The sequence below is a fragment of the Flagellimonas algicida genome (assembly GCF_049629585.1).
Lineage (GTDB): Bacteria > Bacteroidota > Bacteroidia > Flavobacteriales > Flavobacteriaceae > Flagellimonas.
Map to the genome: position 1 here is coordinate 61,421 of NZ_JBMYIX010000003.1, position 18,711 is coordinate 80,131.

Consider the following 18,711-nt stretch of genomic DNA (forward strand, 5'->3'; position numbering starts at 1 on the left):
CACGCCCCCTTCGTTTAAAAAACGAAAACGATGAAAATTGAAACCTTGACCAATAGCAAGCTTGGGCTGGTGCTCTCCGGTGGTGGGGTAAAGGGAATGGCCCATATCGGGCTCATAAAGGCCTTGACACAGCGTGATATATATCCCGATTGCGTTTCGGGGGTTAGCGCGGGTGCCCTGGTTGGCGGACTTTACGCGGATGGTGTTGCAGTTGAAGATATGCTCCATTTTTTCAAGGAAACCCCTTTGCTGAAGTACAACTTTGTAACTGTTAACAAGCCGAGGCTGTTCGATACAGACAAATATCTTCCCTTTTTTGAAGGTGTTTTTACCGCCCGTAGGTTTGAAGATCTGGAAAAACGGCTTACAGTGGTGGCCACAAATCTGCTGAGCGGGGAACCCGTTTATTTTGAACGGGGGGAACTGTTCAAACCCTTGTTGGCATCAGCTGCATTGCCCCCAGTTTTCAGTCCTGTTTCGCTGGATGGACAGCTCTATGCCGATGGTGGGATTATGAACAATTTTCCAATCGAACCCTTGACAGGGGGGTGTGACATCATCATTGGATGCTATGCCTCTTCCAGACGTCAAATTGGAAAAGGGGAAATTAAGAACGCCCTTCAAATCTCGCAGCGGGCCAACCTATTGATGCTCCACGCCAATGCCATGGACAAACTTTTTGTGCCGGATCTACTTTTTGTACCGGACGAACTTGGCGGAATAGGAGTTTTGGACAAAAAGGGTATCGATAGGGCGTTTACCATTGGCTACGATTGTGCCAATCGAAAATTGGACGAGTGGTTGCAATAAAAACAAAGATGATGATTTTAAAGGAGAGATAAATGGAATGACATAAAAAATCGGATTATGGGAACTTTAGCAATCGAATGTCTGTGATGTTACTGATCTATGCAATTTTCCTGTACATCACAAATCGATATTTAATGGATAATGAAAAGTCAAAATCAGACTTTGACAGACTTATGGACAAAATGTTCAGGTTTCTTTTTGGATGGAATGATGAGGATAGGGACAGGGACAATGGAAGGCAGCTTACGTAGTCAAAAAATGTTCCGCAGAGTAAAGAGGCCTGCCCCTATCCATTCAACATCATTCTAGACTATCTACTTTTTAATATTTGAAGCAATCTATGGTTGATAAAATAATTGCTCTTCCCAATTTTCAACTTGGTCAAAAACTGTTCTTCGTGTTGGGCAAGCGCATTCAAATAGCTGCTTGCCGTGTTTCTATGCACGTTGAGTTCACGCTCTAAAAAATCAATTTTAGTGTAGGGATGCTTAAAAAGGGTATTGATCAAATCGTGGCTATAAAACTTGAATTCACGTCTTATCTTCTGTTTGTATTCATCCATTAGGTGTTTGATATTATTGACTACCACAATGGTATCCTTAGCAGTAATTTCCACTCCCTTCAACATCCATAACAACCATTCTTGCCAGCTTTCATCCGTTCGAACTTTTTGCAATAATCTGTAATAGTCCGCTTTGTTTTTAATGATGTAACTGCTCAAATACAAAACAGGGATGTCCAATAGGTTTTGATGAACCAAATACAGCATGTTCAGTATTCTCCCGGTTCTACCGTTACCATCATAAAAAGGGTGTATACTCTCAAATTGATAATGCACGACGGGCATTTTAAGCAAAGGGTCTACAGGATGTAACTTAGGGTCATTGATGTAGGTTTCCAGGTTATTGAATAGGGCTAGAATTTCACTGTATTGTTGGGGGGGTGTAAATACCACTTCTTGGGTCTTTGGATTTTTTAGAACCGTTCCGGGCACTTTTCTTATGGGATGGTTGGGCGAAACAAGCTCTTGTATCCGTTTGATGTCGTTAATACTAAGCACTCCTTTTTCCCGTATGATTTTAAATCCCAATTTTAAGGCCTGTGCATAATTTTGCGCCTCTTTAGCCGCTTGCGAGATATTTTTGGTCTCAATGGCAGCTTGGTACAACTCATCATCCGTAGTCACAATATTTTCAACTTCATTACTATCCTTTGCCTCTTGTAATGAAATGGTATCAATAAGGATTTGTGAATTGGGTATCTTTTTTACCTCTCCCTTTAACTGGGCCAGGGCACGGCTTGCTGCATTTAAATTTTTCAAGACAGCAACCGTCTCTATTTGAACTTTTGGCGGTAGAAAAGGAATTTGAATTTCTGTTTCCAACTAATCGTATTTGCTTTGCTATACAAGAAACAACTTTTTTTGTGCATATAGGCTGTTTTGTGCACAAAAAATCTATTTTTTTGTGCACGTAATGAAAACGTGCACAAGGATTATCTTTTTTTAAGCATTTGAGATAGTAAGGAATTACTTATTGCTTTTTATTCCAATCCTTGTAAACCTCAAAGGTTTTTGGATACTCCTCAAAAAATGTATCCAGATGAGCTTGATAGGCCTTTATTCCTTGATTATAAGCCTTTTTTTCTTTTACAGCTATAGATTGATTCTGGGCATAGCTATATAAGATTCCTCCAAACGAAATTATCAATGCGGATATGAAAGTAATTACCGCCCATTTTGGATAGATTTTGGCATTTTCTAATTTTCGGTCCAATCTAGTAACATAAGCCTCCCGATTTTTGGTTTCCTTTTGCTGAAAACTTTTTAGTTCAGATACTAGGTTGTCAATGGGGCCCAAATCAAACTTGACCCTTAAATCCTCGGCTCTCTGCAGACCATTTTCCAGCCTCTTTACGTTGGCCTCAAAATCGGTCAGTTCATTGACCAAAAGTTGTGTAATCGTTTCAAGTTTATTCATAGTATAGAATTTAAATGCCCATTCCTAGATCAATGGATTTCTTAATTGCTTTTTTAGCCAGGGATATTGCTAGCTTTTGAGGAACCGGGACTACTTTGTCCAACAATTTGATAGTGTTCTTTGGTGAGATGATTCTATTTGGCACATTGTAGCGTGTCAACTCCCTGCCAATTCCAGCCATGCCCATGTTTCTATGTATCTCGCTTCCCTTAAAACTGTGTCCTTGAAACTCAAACCGAAAACCTTGTAGTTTTCCTTGTTTATTGATGCTGGGAATGACGTCAACTCCATTGGCTTTCATTCCCGCGAGATATTGTTGGTAGTTTTCAGGTTTTTGATGTCTTATGGTGAGTTCATGTCTTCGTTTGATTTCGTTCCGCAAATCCTTTGTCTGAAAGTCTCTCTCAAATTGCACCTGTTTTACCGTAGTCAATTTCAATTGTTCCGCAGTTTTTTCGGCGGCCTGTTGACTCCGTTTACCAATAAAGCTGTCATTGTAAGCGATTCCTTTAAAGTCAATCCGGTTCACATATAAATGGATATGGGTATGCTCTTTATCCCTATGCACAAATGCAATGGCCTGTCGTTCCCCTAGCTTCATTTTCTCCATGAACTCTTTGGCCACCCTTTCAAGTTCTCGTTTTTTTAGGCGTTTCCCATCGTTGATTGTCGGACTGAGTACAAAGGATAGTGTGTTGCGTTCACAGTTATGGTTCAATTCCTGTATGCGCTTAAATTCTTCGGTAATCTCTTCGGGGTTTTCTCCAACCAAATGCTGTCTAAGTACTACCTCGGCATTCTTTTCCTGGTTCCAACCATAACCCATTGAGGCACGGGTATGTGATATAGATTTTCCTTTGCCGATCATTTGTTGAATCTTTTAAGATGTTCCTTGATTTGCTTAGCAGTTTCGTAGACCATTTCAGTGAGCTTTGGACTTTTCTTCCGGAACATATTGCCAATCGATTTGAAGTTGTTGTGGTATTTGGCCAGCATTTGATAGATTTCGATTTCCTCATCCGACAACCGTTCAACCGTAGCTTGTTCCATGGCCGCCCTGCGCAGGAATTCACTTAACGACAAACCACAGAGTCTGGCTTTGGCCATTAGCAGCTTTTTTTCATACGTGGTACAACGGAATTTCACTAACTGGTTTTTTCCCTTAAACAACTCTTTTTTTCCCCTGCGACCATCGGGAGCAGGCGAGATTGTGTCCACAGACACACATCTCGAATTCTTAACAGAATTACGTTTTGGGTTGCCCGTCTCATCTATTAATTCTGATAATACCACGGTAGATACGGCTTCTTCTTGGGTGAGGGGTACGTTATTTTTTTCTGCCCAACGACGTAATGCAACTTCGAGTGCATCAAATTCTTTTTCCAAATTATTACTGCGCATGATGCATCAACTTTTCGTTTATATCCTTGAATCCGGCATAACAATTTCTTCGGTCCATAGCTTTTGGATACAATCCGATTAAATAGTGTGTCGATTTATCTCCTGCGCTGTCATTGTCCAACGCTAGATTGAGAGCGGAATATTTTTCTAGAATGGAATTGACTTTTGTGACAAAGGTCAGAGAGTTCAGAATAAGTACATCGGATTCAATGAACCATTTGGGTCGGATGACCAAAAGCGATAAAAAATCGAACATTCCCTCAACGACGGCAAGACTTGGATTGTGATTTTCAATTAAGGTGATGGCTTTGGGAGATGCGCAGTATTTCTGGAAACAATTGCGTAGTTCCCATCCTCCATTTTTGTTTTGCAGCCCTAGGGCAAAGAAGGATTTTTTACCAATTCTATAGTGTACTTGTTTTATATATCCATAAGCCAAGGTCAATGGGATTTTACGCTTTTGTAGGTAATCAATTAAGGCCACATGACTTATTGGCCTTATATCATGAATATTGATTTTTTTCTCTCCCACAACTGTTGGGTGCTGATGAAAAGAAAAAGAACTTGTTTGGGCCTGCAGCCATTTCAAGGTTTCCGCGACACTAAAGCTTTTCAATCGGCAAACAAGGTCGATTACATTTCCTCCAAGGCCCTCCCCATGGTCATACCATCTATTCAGGGTTTTGGAGACTTTAAAAGAGGCTTGGGTTTCTGACCGGAACGGACTCATAAACCAAGCTTCTTTATCCGTTTCCCTTACTGGAAAGCGCCCTAGCTTTGCGATCGTGTCAACGATGCTAACGGTACGGGCTCTTTCACAGTTAAATCTTTTTTCTTTCATGGCTCTATTTACATTTAAATTTTGATGATTTGATGAAGAATCATTCAAAAGGGCTATTCCTGTTGGTCTCGCTGGCTTCATCATTTTTTCATCGATACATCATTTCATCTTTTTTTGGTTCTGGCTTTGTCATCATTCTTTGTTTTGATGACGGAATGATGACAAAGTGATGACAGATTTAAATCCCATAAATAGAGGGATGGTGCTAGGACGTCATCATTTCATCAAAATTTTTTAGAAGAAAATGCTTGGAGATGGAAAAGTACCTGCCTTTTGCATCCTCCAGGTTGATTTCACCGTTGTTCCAAATGGTTGCCCGCTGGTAGCTGTTTGAGTTTTTCTGGTTTTCCAATTTCCATTCCTTCTTTAACAGTCTGCGCAATTGGGTCAGGTCAGTTTTCACCCTGGTCTTGTTGAGCATATGGAGGGCATCCATGGGACATAGTTGGATCTCGCTCAACTCAAACTTGTCCATCGCACTAAGCAATAGACTGGCCAATTCCTTTTCAACCCTGTTACGGTTGTTGTTCACCAGTTTTTTTAGTGCTGGAGTAAATAGTTGGTTGTGTGAAAACCACATTCGAGTGGATTGAATCGTACTGACTTTACGATTGCCCAGATAGGATAGAAATGCTGGGATTTCAGCGATGAGCTTTTCCAAAAAGTCCGTTTCCTCATTTTTGATGGGAGGAACTTTGCGAACCCAGAAACGGGTCTCATTTCCATCAATTTTTATGAAGTTATCCTCATTGTTGCTACAGAGGATAAACTTCCCAAAAAACTCCACTTCGCGTTTGTCCTTCCCTTTGGCCTCCAGTTTGTTTCTATTGGTAGTGCTCAGGTATTTTATGCGTTCGGTCAGTTCCTCTTTATTGAACAATACTTCATCGATGCATATCAAAAGTTTGTTGGCCCAATCTGCATTGAACTGACTGCCAAAACTGTCATTGGTTAGGTACGTAAGGTTATTTTCAAAGATTTCCTTTAGCCACTTTAAGAAAGAACTTTTTCCTGTGCTGCGTTCCGAAGAGACCAAACACAAAATGGGTAAAATTTGGATAGGTCTTACATATAATAACTGTAGATAATCCAAGCCCAATTCCCTTTGACTCCCAAAGATGTGCTCCAAGAATTGTAATGTCTTATCAATGGTGCCCTCCCTTGGGATAAAGCTCAAGGGAGAGTATATATTATAGAAGCCATGGTGTTCTTTTTTGAAATCCAAATGGTTGGGAATACAGGTGAAACCATCATACTTTGGAACCTTGCTCAAAAAATCCTTACCATGGTCTTGCTTGATTGTATGTTCACTCCACGAAACCAATTGTTCGTTAAAGTGGCCTGAAATAGTGGGCGATTTTACTAGTTTATAATATGTAGTACCCACCCTTACATAGGGGATTGTTTCCATAATTAGACTTTCAGATTGTTGAGCTAAACTCTTTTTCTTTTCAACAGCTGCTCATTGAACTTTTGTTCCAAAAACTCATCTGATAAATCTGGTTTGCCCAAAAGCCAAGCGTCAATAGCCTCCTTATCAAAAAATTTCTGTCGCACATGGGCATTTTGACCCATGGGAATCAAACGGAGCGAAGTGAGTTTGTAGATCTTACTTTTTGACAAGCCAGTATAGGCCACCAAATCATCTACGTTCATTACCCGTTTGTTTTGGGAAAGCAGGGTTTTAATCTCTGTTAATAGCCCTACGACTTTCTTTTCCTCAGTCATTAGATTTTCGATTTAAATTAATGATTGAGTAAAGGCCTTTACTTTGAGTGCGCAAGGCAAACATAAGAAAGCTAATCACGTTAACCGGAACAATAAAGGGGGCTTGTCAAAGAATTGCGGTAAGTTTATTGTTCCCCGAACACTTCAATTATCTTTTCATGCTCAAGAACCACCAGTTGCTTGTCCTTCATTGAAGTGTTCCACCGACTGAAACTTGATTCTAGTGTGTTGGGATTAACAGGATTCCCGTTCATCGAGAAGGATTCTTTGATTATTTCGAAAAGCATTTTCCGACGGGGTGTATCGATGTCAATTATTCCATCCCTGACAAAACGATGCATCAATGAAAACACAAAGAAATAATTGGCCGAGCTGCCATTTTTTATGAGGTTACGGTTGTTTATTTTGGTTTGGGGAACGTATCCCATCAATAACAGATGAAAATTGTCCAAGTCTTCATCCGTCAACAATAATTTTGGGAAATCCTTTCCGTAGAGATTGATTTTAATCATTTCCAATCCGTGTTTGTCCCGGTGGAATCTTTTTAGCCCGGACTGATAGCCAGCGGAAAGAATAATGGTCAGAAAGGCCATGCCCAAATATCCAGTAAAAATTAAAAGCTGTGTCTTGAATGAATCGGAAAAAGTGAAGGCCGCGATGAAAGCGACAGGTGTCATACAGGTCAAAAGAAAAAGGATTTTCTTCCCTTCACTTTTATCCAAGGAATGATAAAAGCTTTCCTTTTTCTTCAGAAACTTGTAAAAAAACTTTCCTATTGCCTCAATAACTCCTTTCATTCTAATGAAAATCACAAGATTAACCTAAATGTAAACAAAAGAAATTACCTTTGGAAAGTGTTGTACCTATGTTGTACCCAAGGGAAAGAAAAAAGGCTCCCGATTTCTCGGAAGCCTTGTGTTTACTGGTGCGGTCTGGACGGGACTCGAACCCGCGACCCCCTGCGTGACAGGCAGGTATTCTAACCAACTGAACTACCAGACCAATGATTTTATCTTGTTAGACTCCCGCAACAGCGGGATTCAAATCTTGTTCATTTGCTTTTTTAAAGCGAGTGCAAATATACATTCTCATTTCGTATTCAACAAAACATTTTTTAAAAATAATGACTAAACAAATTTTTGTCGTTCCACCATGAAGGTGTTCAGCACCTGTGAGAAATTGGAACGTACATCCACGCCTACATATTTTATCTTGTATTGGGCACACTTCAACCGTAGGGTTTTTGTGTAACTTTCTACTTCTTGGGCATAGCTTTTTTTGATGTTTTCCGCATAGAGGTCTATATGGGCTCCGGTTTCCACATCCACAAAACGTTTGGGGGTGTTCTCAAAATTAAAGTCCATTTCATGCTCATGGTCCAAAAGGTGGAACAGGACCACGGCGTGTTTGTTGTATTTTAAATGACGGAGCGCTTCAAACAGCTTCTCTTCCTCGGTCTCGGTTTGGAACATATCCGAAAACAGAAAAATAAGACTGCGACGGTGCATTTTTTCGGCAATTTGATGTAGAAAGGTATAGGTCTTGGTCATCTGGGATTCCTCCTTATTGGCGTATACCTCGTTCAATTTGGAGTACAGCATCTGAAAATGGCGTTCGCTGCTTTTCTCGTTCGCATAAAAATTGTAGGCGTCCGAGTAGATACTCAACCCCACGGCATCACGCTGTTTTTTTAAGATTTGCATCAAAGCGGCTATGGATAGAACCCCAAAACCTATTTTGTTGAGGTTGCCAATGGATGGATTTTTCACCTCTGGGTAGTACATGGAAGCCGAATTGTCCAAGATCATATGGCATCGGAGATTGGTCTCATCCTCATATCGCTTGGTGTAGAGGCGGTCCGTTCTGGCAAAAAGCTTCCAATCCAAATGTTTGGTGCTCTCTCCGGGGTTGTAGATTTTGTGCTCGGCAAATTCAGCGGAAAACCCATGGAAAGGACTTTTGTGAATGCCACTGATAAAACCCTCAACAATTTGATTGGCCAAAAGTTCAAGGTTTTTAAAAAGAGGGGCCTTATGAAGTTCTGATCGGATGTCCATAAACAGATTCTGGTCTCAATATAAAACAAAAAAGGTTTGGCATTTGCCAAACCTTTTCTAAAATCCAAATAGGAATATTGTTTTACAGTGCCGCATCAATAGCATCTGTATATACTTTCTTGGGGGATACACCTACCTGACGGTTCACGATTTCACCATCTTTAAAAACCAAAACGGTAGGAATGTTACGTACGCCGTATTTGGCAGCATATTGTTGGTTGGCATCAACGTCAACCTTTCCTACCACAGCCTTTCCTTCATATTCTTGGCTTACCTCCTCGATGATCGGTCCGACCATTCTACAAGGGCCGCACCAAGCTGCCCAAAAATCCACTACGACAGGTTTGTCGCTTTTCAAAACTACTTCGTCAAAAGTTGCATCTGTTATTTCTAGTGCCATCTCATTTGTTTTATTGTTTCGCAAAGTTAGTCAAATATTGCGCATCATCCTTACCGTCAAAGTATTCGTTTTAATTATTGTGCCATCAGCTTAAGCTATGGCGCTAATTTAACTTGTAATGGATGTCATTTTCTTCCAACGCGGCCAAAAGTTCACTGTTGATCTTTACCTTTTGTTTTCTGCTGGATAGGTTCAGCTTTATCTCATCCTGCATCTCATAGACCACAAAATTCAGGGGATGGTCGCCCTGGTGGGAACGAAGAGTGTCTTTCAGGGTCTGAATCCTGTTTTCCTGCAAACGGGCTATATCCAATTTTATGGTAAGTTTTCTGGCATAGGCATCCATGACATCCTGCAATTGTTTAAAATCATTGAACTGCAAACGGGGATCCCCTTTTTTGCCTGTTTCCCGGTTTACCCATCCTTCACGGACAAACGCTTTGATATAGACAAAGGAGTTGATCATTAAGAAATGGCGGAATTTGAGGTACTCTTCCCCAAAAATCCGAAATTCATGGGAATCGGTGTAGTCCTCAAGGGTAAAAAGACCCCATCCCTTTCCGTTCTTGGATACGCGGTGCTGCACGTCCGTAATGACTCCTGCGACCGAGAGTTCTCGATTTACATAGTCCTCCAAGCTGGTAAATGCGGATACGCTGCTATTGCAAAAAGCCGTGATCTCCTTTTTAAAATCATCCAAAGGATGACCAGAAATGTAGATGCCCACCACTTCTTTTTCCCTACGCAGTTTTTCCATGGTGCCCCAATCCTCGCAAGGCGGTACCACGGGTTCGGGAATCTGCACCTCACTGGCATCCCCAAAAAGACTTACTTGGGAAGAATTTTCATTTTCTTGGAATTTTGCCCCATACTTGACGGCTTTTTCCAAAAAGGTGACCTCGTCCCCTTCATGATGGAAATATTGTGCTCGGTGGGTATCCCCGAATGAATCAAACCCACCGGCCAAGGCCAGATTTTCAAAAGCTTTTTTATTGGCGGCCCTTAAATCGACCCGCTTGGCCAAATCAAATACGGATTTATAGGAGCCACCTTCTTTTCTTTGTTCCACAATGGTTTCCACTGCGGAACGTCCCACACCTTTAATGGCTCCCATGCCAAAACGCACGGCATTGTCCTTGTTCACGGCAAACTTGTAATAGGATTCGTTGACATCCGGCCCCAGAACCTCCAAGCCCATGCGCTTACATTCCTCCATAAAGAAGGTCACCTGCTTAATGTCGTTCATGTTGTTGGACAGTACAGCGGCCATGTATTCGGCAGGGTAGTGGGCCTTTAGATAGGCAGTTTGATAGGCAATATAGGCGTAGCAGGTGGAGTGACTTTTGTTGAACGCGTAGGAGGCAAATGCTTCCCAGTCTTTCCAGATTTTTTCCAGAATATCGCGGGGGTGTCCATTTTTCTCACCACCGTCCAAGAATTGGGGTTTCAATTTTTGTAGCAGGGCGAAAATCTTTTTTCCCATTGCTTTACGCAGCACATCTGCGTCACCTTTGGAGAAACCGGCCAGCTTTTGGGAAAGCAACATCACCTGCTCTTGATACACGGTGATACCGTAGGTTTCCTGTAGGTACTCCTCCATTTCGGGAAGGTCATAGGTGATTTCCTCGTCACCGTGCTTACGGGCAATAAAGCTGGGGATATATTCCATGGGCCCCGGACGATACAGGGCATTCATGGCGATAAGGTCATCAAAAACCGTAGGTTTCAGGTTTTTCATGTGTTTTTGCATCCCGGGTGATTCGTATTGGAATATCCCTACCGTATCCCCGCGTTGGAAAAGTTCATAGGTCTTTTCGTCGTCCAGCGGAAAATCATCGGGAATCAAATCCAACCCGGTCCGTGCCTTTACAATTTTCACCGTATCCTTGATGAGTGTCAGTGTCTTCAATCCCAAGAAGTCCATCTTTAGGAGTCCGGCACTTTCCACCACGGAGTTGTCAAATTGGGTGACGTACAGATCGGAATCTTTAGCGACGGATACGGGAACAAAGTTGGTAATGTCGTCCGGAGTGATAATAACACCACAAGCGTGGATCCCGGTGTTTCGCAAAGATCCTTCGAGAACCCGGGCCATGTTCACAGTTTGTCCTTCCAAATCATCCCCTTCAGAGATGTTCAGTAATTCATGGACCTTTTCCAGTTCATCGGATCGGAACTTTTTGCGTAAATCGGCCTCATCAACCCCAAATATTTTACCCAATTTGGACATGTTGGGGATAAGCTTGGCAATGCGGTCGGCATCATTCAAGGGTAAATCCAAGACCCTTGCCGTATCCCTGATGGAGGATTTGGCCGCCATGGTACCATAGGTGATGATCTGTGCTACCTGATTGGCCCCATACTTGTTGATCACATAATCCATGACCCTTCCACGGCCCTCATCATCAAAATCAATATCAATATCGGGCATGGATACCCTGTCCGGATTCAAGAAACGCTCAAAAAGCAGGTCGTACTTGATGGGGTCAATGTTGGTGATGGTCAAGCAGTAGGCCACAACCGAGCCTGCTGCCGAACCCCTTCCCGGTCCAACGGAAACCCCCATGTTCCGAGCTTCGCGGATAAAGTCTTCCACGATAAGAAAATACCCCGGATATCCTGAATTTTCTATGGTGGCCAACTCAAAATCGATACGTTCCGAGATTTCAGGGGTGATTTCCCCATATCGTTTTTTGGCCCCTTCATAGGTGATATGCCTTAAATAGGCATTCTCGCCCCGTTTTCCACCATCTGCCTCATCTTCCTCGACCTTGAATTCCTCTGGAATCTCAAACTTGGGGAGAAGGATGTCACTCGCCAGGTCATATGGGGTTATTTTGTCCACGATTTCCTTGATGTTGAGGATGGCTTCAGGAATATCCTTGAAGAGCTCCTTCATCTCATCGGAAGACTTGAAGTAGTATTCTTGATTGGGCAATCCGTAACGGTACCCCCGACCTCGTCCTATGGGTGTGGCCTGTTTTTCCCCATCCTTTACGCAGAGGAGGATATCGTGTGCTTCGGCATCTTTTTTATCACAATAATAGGTATTGTTGGTGGCCACCAGCTTTACATCATGGTCTTTCGCCATCTGCACCAAGACCTGGTTCACCCGGTCTTCATCTTCCTGTCCATGGCGCATCATTTCTATGTAGAGGTCATCGCCAAACTGTTCCTTCCACCACAACAGGGCTTCTTCGGCTTGCTTCTCACCAACGTTCAATATTTTGTTGGGCACCTCACCATAAAGGTTTCCGGTGAGGGCAATGACATTTTCTTTGTACTGTTCAACAACCTTTTTGTCGATACGGGGTACATAATAAAACCCATTGGTGTAGGCAATGGAGGACATTTTGGCCAGATTTTGGTAACCTGCCTTGTTTTTGGCCAATAGCACAATTTGATAGCCGTAGTCCTTTACATTTTTATTGGTGTGGTCTTCACAAACGTAAAATTCGCATCCCACAATCGGAGTGATTTCCTTTTCGGTGACAGGCTCTCCTTTTTCCTCCAGTTCGGCATTTCGTTCCTTGACGCCTTTATTGTGGGCCATGATTTCTTTCACAAAGTGAAAGGCGCCCATCATATTGGCATGGTCCGTCAAGGCAACGGCCGGCATACCATTGTTGGAAGTGGCCTTTACCAAATCTTTTATGTTGATGGTGGATTGGAGGACCGAAAATTGGGAGTGGTTGTGAAGATGCACAAAAGGGGCATCTTCCAAGGTTTCTATGTTCTCTTGGATTTCCGCTTCGGAAATGTCCCCGGTATCTTGTGCCCAAAGGGCATCAGCAATTTTTTTGGATGCCGCTTTTAGGTTGATGTGCTTTAATCCAATCAGTTGGATTTCCTGCGGATTGGCCTCGGAAAAATGTTCAAAATAGTCGGGTTGAACATCCAGTTCCTGGGCAGTGAACTGTTTTTTTCGAACCAGCTCCAAGAAGCATCGCGTAGTGGCTTCAACGTCGGCGGTGGCATTGTGGGCCTCGGCAAAAGGTTCCCCAAAAAGAAATTCGTGAAGCTCGGTGAGGGTGGGCAGCTTGAATTTACCCCCGCGGCCCCCAGGAATTTTACAGAGTTCTGCGGTATGCTCCGTACAGGTGTCCAGAACGGGTAGTTCGGTCAAGAGGCTGTCCATCCCTTTTCGATGGAATTCACACCCCATGATATTGACATCGAAACCTACGTTTTGCCCCACAACAAACTTGGTGCGTTCCAAAGCTTTTTTGAAAGCATCCAACACATGGTCCAATGATTCTCCTTCTTGTTCCGCCAAAGCCGTGGAGATGCCATGGATTTGCTCAGATTCATAGGGGATGTTGAACCCGTCGGGTTGCACCAAAAAATCTTGATGCTCCACCACATTGCCCATTTCATCGTGCAGCTGCCACGCAATCTGTACACACCTTGGCCAATTGTCCGTATCGGTTATGGGGGCGTCCCAGCGCTTGGGTAATCCTGTGGTTTCGGTATCAAATATTAGGTACATGTGCTCGCCGTTTTCGGAGTGGAAAAATCAATGTCTAAAAATATACAAACATGGAGGTTTTATAAAATGTAGTTTTTAGGATTTATCAACTGATCTTTGGGTCTCACGTTTTATACTGGGCATTCCCTATATTTAAGGAATAAAGTCCGTTTGAATGAAAACATGCACTAAGTTATCGCAGCCAATACTCTTTGTTTTTTACTGTATCTTTTTGGGAAGCTTTTTTAGTGGGAATGCCCAAGAAAGCCCAGAACGTCCTCCAAATTTCATCATTATTTTTGCTGATGATCTAGGGTATGGGGATTTAAGCGTATATGGAAACCCGACCATCCATACGCCCCATTTGGATCAAATGGCGTTTGAGGGGCAAAAATGGACCAATTTTTATGTGGGGGCCAGTGTTTGTACCCCCAGCAGGGCAGCTTTGCTTACGGGTAGACTCCCTGTTAGAAGCGGTATGGCCAGTAACAAACATCGTGTGCTCTTCCCGGATTCAAAGAATGGGTTGCCCAGTAGCGAGATCACTTTGGCCGAGCAACTAAAGAAGGTGGGGTATGCCACTGCATGTATCGGAAAATGGCATCTTGGGCATAAAGAACAATACCTGCCCACCAACAATGGGTTCGATTATTATTTTGGGATTCCCTATTCCAATGATATGGACCGGGTAGTGGACTATCCGAAAGGAGGTTATTGGAATCAGAAGAATGAGGACATCAAAACCGAACACTTTAACGTGCCTTTGCTGCGCGGGACAGAAATCATAGAAAGACCTGCCAATCAAAACACTATTACCAAACGATATGCGGAAGAGACCATTTCTTATATCAAAGAGAATAAAGACAAGCCATTTTTTGTGTATTTAGCGCATAATTTACCGCATATCCCCTTGTTCGCTTCCAAAGAAGCGATGGGCAAGAGTAAGCGTGGATTGTATGGCGATGTGGTCGAAGAGATTGATGACGGTGTCGGAAAAATTTTGAAGGCCCTTGAATTGGAAGGGTTGGCTGAAAATACCATCGTGGTCTTCACCTCTGATAACGGTCCTTGGCTACCTTTTAAAACCAATGGGGGTAGTGCCGGGTTGTTGAAAGCGGGTAAAGGTACCACATGGGAAGGTGGAATGCGGGAACCCACCATTTTTTGGGGACCAGGGTACATCAAGCCGGGATTGGTCACGGATTTGGGGTCGACCATGGACCTCTTTACCACGTTTAGCAAGATGGCCGGGGTGGATATTCCAAAAGACCGCATCATGGATGGCGTAGATTTGAGTGGAACCTTGTTAAATAAAAATCCAAGCCCTAGAAAAAGTGTTTTATACTATCGGGGTACTGATCTGTACGCGGCCCGATTAGGAGATTACAAAGCGCATTTTATTACCCAGGGTGCCTATGGGCAATTTGGAGAGCGAACAGAACATGCAATACCCTTGCTCTTTAATCTGAATCATGATGCGGCTGAACAATTCAATATTGCTGAAGGAAATGACTCCATCATCCAGCAAATCAATACTGTGGTCCAAGAGCATCAAACAAAATTGGTAAGGGGCGAGGATCAATTGGCTGAAAGGGAATAGAAAGTTTGCGCAAACATTGTGCATTAAAAGAAATCAAGTATATTTGCACCCGCTTAAGAGACAAGCGATTAAAAAGAATTAATAACAAGGGTCGGGCACCCTACAAATTAATGTGATATGCCAGTTAAAATTAGACTTCAGAGACACGGTAAAAAAGGTAAACCATTTTATTGGGTGGTTGCCGCAGATTCCAGAGCAAAAAGAGACGGTAAATTTTTGGAAAAATTGGGTACCTACAACCCTAATACCAATCCTGCCAGCATCGATTTGGATATTGACGGATCTGTAAAATGGTTGCAAAATGGTGCACAGCCTACCGATACTGCCAGAGCCATTCTTTCTTACAAAGGAGTTTTGTTGAAGCACCACCTCTTGGGCGGTGTTCGCAAAGGCGCTTTGACCGAAGAGCAAGTTGAGGAGAAATTCAAAGCTTGGTTGGAAGAAAAAGAAGGTGCTATCCAAGCCAAAAAAGATGGATTGAGCAAGGCTGAGGCTGAAGCAAGGGCAAAAGCTTTGGAAGCTGAGAAGGAAGTCAACGAGAAAAGAGCCGCTGCCGCTTTGCCAGAAGAGGAAGTAGTTGAGGAAGTTACCGAGGAAACTGCTGAGGCCGCTACAGAAGAAGTTGCCGCTGAAGCTCCTGCTGAGGAGGCTCCTGCCGCTGAGGAAGCTGCCAAAGAAGAAGAATAGAAGAGAAGGCGATGCGCAAGGAAGATTGCTTCTACCTGGGCAAAGTCGTTTCAAAATATAGTTTTAAAGGTGAGGTGTTGGTCAAATTGGACACCGATGAACCTGAAATCTACGAAAACATGGAATCAGTTTTTGTTTCATTGGGAAACAATCTGATTCCATTTTTTATTGACCGTTGCCGATTGCACAAATCCAACCTGCTCCGCATCGATTTTGAAGAAGTCAAGGATGAGGCCACCGCGGATAAGATCATAGGTTCGGAATTGTATCTCCCCTTGGAAATGCTCCCGCCCCTTACCGGAAATAAGTTTTATTTCCATGAAGTCATTGGGTTTGCATTGATGGATGAGGTCCATGGAAATATTGGGACCATAGTCTCTATAAACGATAGCGCTTCGCAGGAACTGTTTGAAGCTGAAAAGGATGGGAAGGAACTCTTGATTCCCATCACCGATGACATCATAAAGAAAGTAGATCGGGAGAAGAGGGAAATCCATGTAAGAACACCGGAAGGTCTCGTGGAATTGTATATGGATTCGTAAGATTTGTGGTTTTCACCTATATTTAGGGCAACCTTTTATTTTACGATATGTTTCGATATTTCTTTGTATTTCTTGTTTTAGGACTGATTTCTTGTGGGGAAAAGAAGGCTCCCGTCAAGGAGGAAGAGCGTTCGCCCAATATAGTGTTGATTTTTACGGACGATCAAGGCTACCAAGATGTTGGTGTCTTTGGTTCGCCCAATATAAAAACTCCCAATCTGGATCAGATGGCGGCAGATGGGGTTAAAATGACCCATTATTATGCGGCCCAAGCCGTATGCTCAGCTTCCAGAGCTGGAATTTTAACCGGTTGTTATCCCAATCGGATTGGCATCCATAATGCTTTGGGGCCCGATAACACCCACGGCATCAATGAAACTGAGACCACCTTGGCCGAAATGTTGAAGGAGAAGGGATATGCAACGGCCATTTATGGAAAATGGCACTTGGGACACCACAAAAAGTTTTTGCCCACTCGACACGGGTTCGATGAGTGGTTCGGAATTCCATATTCCAATGATATGTGGCCCTATCATCCCCAACAGGGACCTATTTTTAATTTTCCGGACCTCCCACTCTACGAAAACGAGACCGTTATCGACACCTTGGTGGAGCAATCCCGATTGACTACACAGATTACAGAGCGAAGTGTGGATTTTATCAAGAGAAACAAGGATAAGCCCTTCTTTTTATATGTACCACATCCACAACCCCACGTTCCACTGTTCGTTTCGGATAAGTTTAAAGGCAAGTCGGAAAGAGGTTTGTATGGTGATGTGATCATGGAGATTGACTGGTCTGTGGGTCAGATCATACAAGCGCTTAAGGACAATGGGCTTGAAGAGGATACCATGGTCATCTTTACCTCGGACAATGGACCTTGGCTTTCCTATGGAAACCATGCGGGAAGTGCCCTTCCCCTTCGTGAAGGAAAGGGTACTGCCTGGGAAGGTGGACAGCGCGAGCCATTTATTATGAAATACCCTAAAAAGCTCAAGCCAGGGAGAACAGTGGATGTACCCATGATGGCCATAGATATACTGCCTACCATTGCCCATGTCACCGGATCCAAATTGCCGGAGCAAGTGATCGATGGTAAAAATGCATGGCCTATTTTAACGGGAGAGCGCACGCAGCCCGTGCAAGATGCCTACTTTTTCTACTATCGGGTAAACGAAATGTTCGGGGTGCGCTATGGGAAATGGAAAATGTATTTCCCACATCGTTACCGGACCATGGATGGTCAAGAACCTGGAAAAGATGGACAGCCAGGAAACTACCGATACGTTGATATGGAGGAAATTGAACTCTATGATGTGGTCAACGATGTCAGTGAGACCAACAATGTGGCCGAAGCCCATCCCGAGATTGTGGCCGAGATAAAGGCGCGGGCCAACACAATGAGGCAACGATTAGGGGATTCCCTCATGGAACTGGAAGGTTCTGAAACCCGGGAGCCGGGCAGAGTGGATGAGTAAGCCTTTTCAATTCAAGCAATTCACGGTACACCAAGACCGCTGTGCCATGAAAGTGGGTACGGATGGGGTTTTGTTGGGGGCATGGACCTCTTTGGAGCACCAACCCGATTCCATCTTGGATATTGGTGCAGGTACGGGATTGATTGCCTTACAGATGGCGCAACGCTCCCCTGCCGAACTTATTGATGCCATTGAGTTGGATGAAGACGCTTACGAACAATGTGTTGCCAATTTCGAGGCCTCTCCATGGTCAGACCGGCTGTTCTGTTACCATGCCGGATTGGATGAATTTGTGGATGAGATTGATGATCGATATGATTTGATCGTTTCCAATCCGCCGTTCTATTCGGAGAATGTGTCCAGTGGGGATGCTTCAAGGGATCAAGCCCGACAAAATAGCTCATTGCCCTTTGATGAACTTATTGAGGGAGCGGCAAAACTTCTTTCCGATACGGGTGTTTTTTCGGTCATTGTTCCTTTTAAGGAAGAAGAAGATTTTGTGTCCTTGGCCAAGACATCTGGATTGTTCATCAAGAGAATTACTAGGGTGAAGGGAAACCCAAAAGCAAATTTCAAGAGGAGTTTGTTGGAATTTGGACGCTCAGAAGCGAACACTTCAGTGGATGAGCTCATCATAGAGACTGAACGGCACCAATACACCGAGCAGTATACGGATTTGACCAAATCATTTTATTTAAAAATGCAACAGTGATAGATTAA

Annotated in this window: 17 protein-coding genes and 1 tRNA gene; 6 read left to right on the top strand and 12 right to left on the bottom strand. The window is 43.3% G+C overall.

The genetic code is table 11. The features are described 5' to 3' along the window. Window positions 1-30: 30 nt before the first annotated feature. A complete protein-coding gene (locus ACPD8L_RS14070; RefSeq protein WP_423943934.1) occupies window positions 31-810 on the top strand; it encodes a patatin-like phospholipase family protein in 780 nt (259 codons plus the stop codon). Between the two features lie 310 nt (window positions 811-1,120). On the opposite strand, the gene ACPD8L_RS14075 is transcribed toward ACPD8L_RS14070, so the two are convergent. The 12 genes from ACPD8L_RS14075 to dnaE all read right to left on the bottom strand — a co-directional run bounded on the left by ACPD8L_RS14075 (window position 1,121) and on the right by dnaE (window position 13,705). Next, complete coding sequence (locus tag ACPD8L_RS14075) at window positions 1,121-2,194, bottom strand: Fic family protein (RefSeq protein WP_423943937.1); 1,074 nt, start codon at window positions 2,192-2,194, stop codon at window positions 1,121-1,123. Between the two features lie 148 nt (window positions 2,195-2,342). After that, entirely contained in the window at window positions 2,343-2,789 is a 447-nt protein-coding gene (locus ACPD8L_RS14080) for a DUF6730 family protein (protein WP_423943940.1), read from the bottom strand. 10 nt (window positions 2,790-2,799) lie between these two features. Continuing rightward, entirely contained in the window at window positions 2,800-3,657 is an 858-nt protein-coding gene (locus ACPD8L_RS14085) for a relaxase/mobilization nuclease domain-containing protein (RefSeq protein WP_423943943.1), read from the bottom strand. Continuing rightward, the gene (gene mbpA, locus ACPD8L_RS14090; protein ID WP_423943946.1) at window positions 3,654-4,190 is read right to left on the bottom strand and encodes a mobilization protein MbpA; all 537 of its coding nucleotides are present in this window, start codon (window positions 4,188-4,190) and stop codon (window positions 3,654-3,656) included. Before mbpA ends, ACPD8L_RS14085 begins: the two co-directional genes overlap by 4 nt. Beyond that, entirely contained in the window at window positions 4,180-5,031 is an 852-nt protein-coding gene (locus tag ACPD8L_RS14095; RefSeq protein WP_423943948.1) for a toprim domain-containing protein, read from the bottom strand. Before ACPD8L_RS14095 ends, mbpA begins: the two co-directional genes overlap by 11 nt. Window positions 5,032-5,236: 205 nt before the next feature. Further along, window positions 5,237-6,442, bottom strand: coding sequence for a primase-helicase family protein (locus ACPD8L_RS14100; protein ID WP_423943951.1), 1,206 nt, complete (start codon window positions 6,440-6,442; stop codon window positions 5,237-5,239). 23 nt (window positions 6,443-6,465) lie between these two features. After that, complete coding sequence (locus tag ACPD8L_RS14105) at window positions 6,466-6,759, bottom strand: helix-turn-helix transcriptional regulator (protein WP_423943953.1); 294 nt, start codon at window positions 6,757-6,759, stop codon at window positions 6,466-6,468. A 125-nt stretch (window positions 6,760-6,884) separates the two neighbouring features. Next, window positions 6,885-7,556, bottom strand: a complete 672-nt coding sequence (locus ACPD8L_RS14110; protein WP_423943955.1) for a hypothetical protein — start codon at window positions 7,554-7,556, stop codon at window positions 6,885-6,887. Between the two features lie 131 nt (window positions 7,557-7,687). Then, window positions 7,688-7,761, bottom strand: a tRNA-Asp gene (locus tag ACPD8L_RS14115). A 125-nt stretch (window positions 7,762-7,886) separates the two neighbouring features. Then, a complete protein-coding gene (locus ACPD8L_RS14120) occupies window positions 7,887-8,816 on the bottom strand; it encodes a DUF58 domain-containing protein (protein ID WP_423943958.1) in 930 nt (309 codons plus the stop codon). Between the two features lie 82 nt (window positions 8,817-8,898). After that, entirely contained in the window at window positions 8,899-9,216 is a 318-nt protein-coding gene (gene trxA, locus ACPD8L_RS14125) for a thioredoxin (RefSeq protein ID WP_116217082.1), read from the bottom strand. 103 nt (window positions 9,217-9,319) lie between these two features. After that, complete coding sequence (gene dnaE / locus ACPD8L_RS14130; protein ID WP_423943962.1) at window positions 9,320-13,705, bottom strand: DNA polymerase III subunit alpha; 4,386 nt, start codon at window positions 13,703-13,705, stop codon at window positions 9,320-9,322. Between the two features lie 154 nt (window positions 13,706-13,859). On the opposite strand from dnaE, the gene ACPD8L_RS14135 reads away from it, so the two are divergent. From ACPD8L_RS14135 to ACPD8L_RS14155, 5 genes are all read left to right on the top strand, one after another. Beyond that, complete coding sequence (locus ACPD8L_RS14135) at window positions 13,860-15,284, top strand: sulfatase family protein (RefSeq protein ID WP_423943965.1); 1,425 nt, start codon at window positions 13,860-13,862, stop codon at window positions 15,282-15,284. A gap of 117 nt (window positions 15,285-15,401) precedes the next feature. Next, complete coding sequence (locus ACPD8L_RS14140; RefSeq protein ID WP_421810759.1) at window positions 15,402-15,971, top strand: 30S ribosomal protein S16; 570 nt, start codon at window positions 15,402-15,404, stop codon at window positions 15,969-15,971. Between the two features lie 11 nt (window positions 15,972-15,982). Next, entirely contained in the window at window positions 15,983-16,513 is a 531-nt protein-coding gene (gene rimM, locus ACPD8L_RS14145) for a ribosome maturation factor RimM (protein ID WP_421810760.1), read from the top strand. Between the two features lie 47 nt (window positions 16,514-16,560). Beyond that, window positions 16,561-17,991, top strand: a complete 1,431-nt coding sequence (locus tag ACPD8L_RS14150) for a sulfatase family protein (protein ID WP_421810761.1) — start codon at window positions 16,561-16,563, stop codon at window positions 17,989-17,991. Further along, a complete protein-coding gene (locus ACPD8L_RS14155) occupies window positions 17,984-18,703 on the top strand; it encodes a tRNA1(Val) (adenine(37)-N6)-methyltransferase (protein ID WP_421810762.1) in 720 nt (239 codons plus the stop codon). The genes ACPD8L_RS14150 and ACPD8L_RS14155 overlap by 8 nt, the downstream gene beginning before the upstream one ends. Window positions 18,704-18,711: the final 8 nt, after the last annotated feature.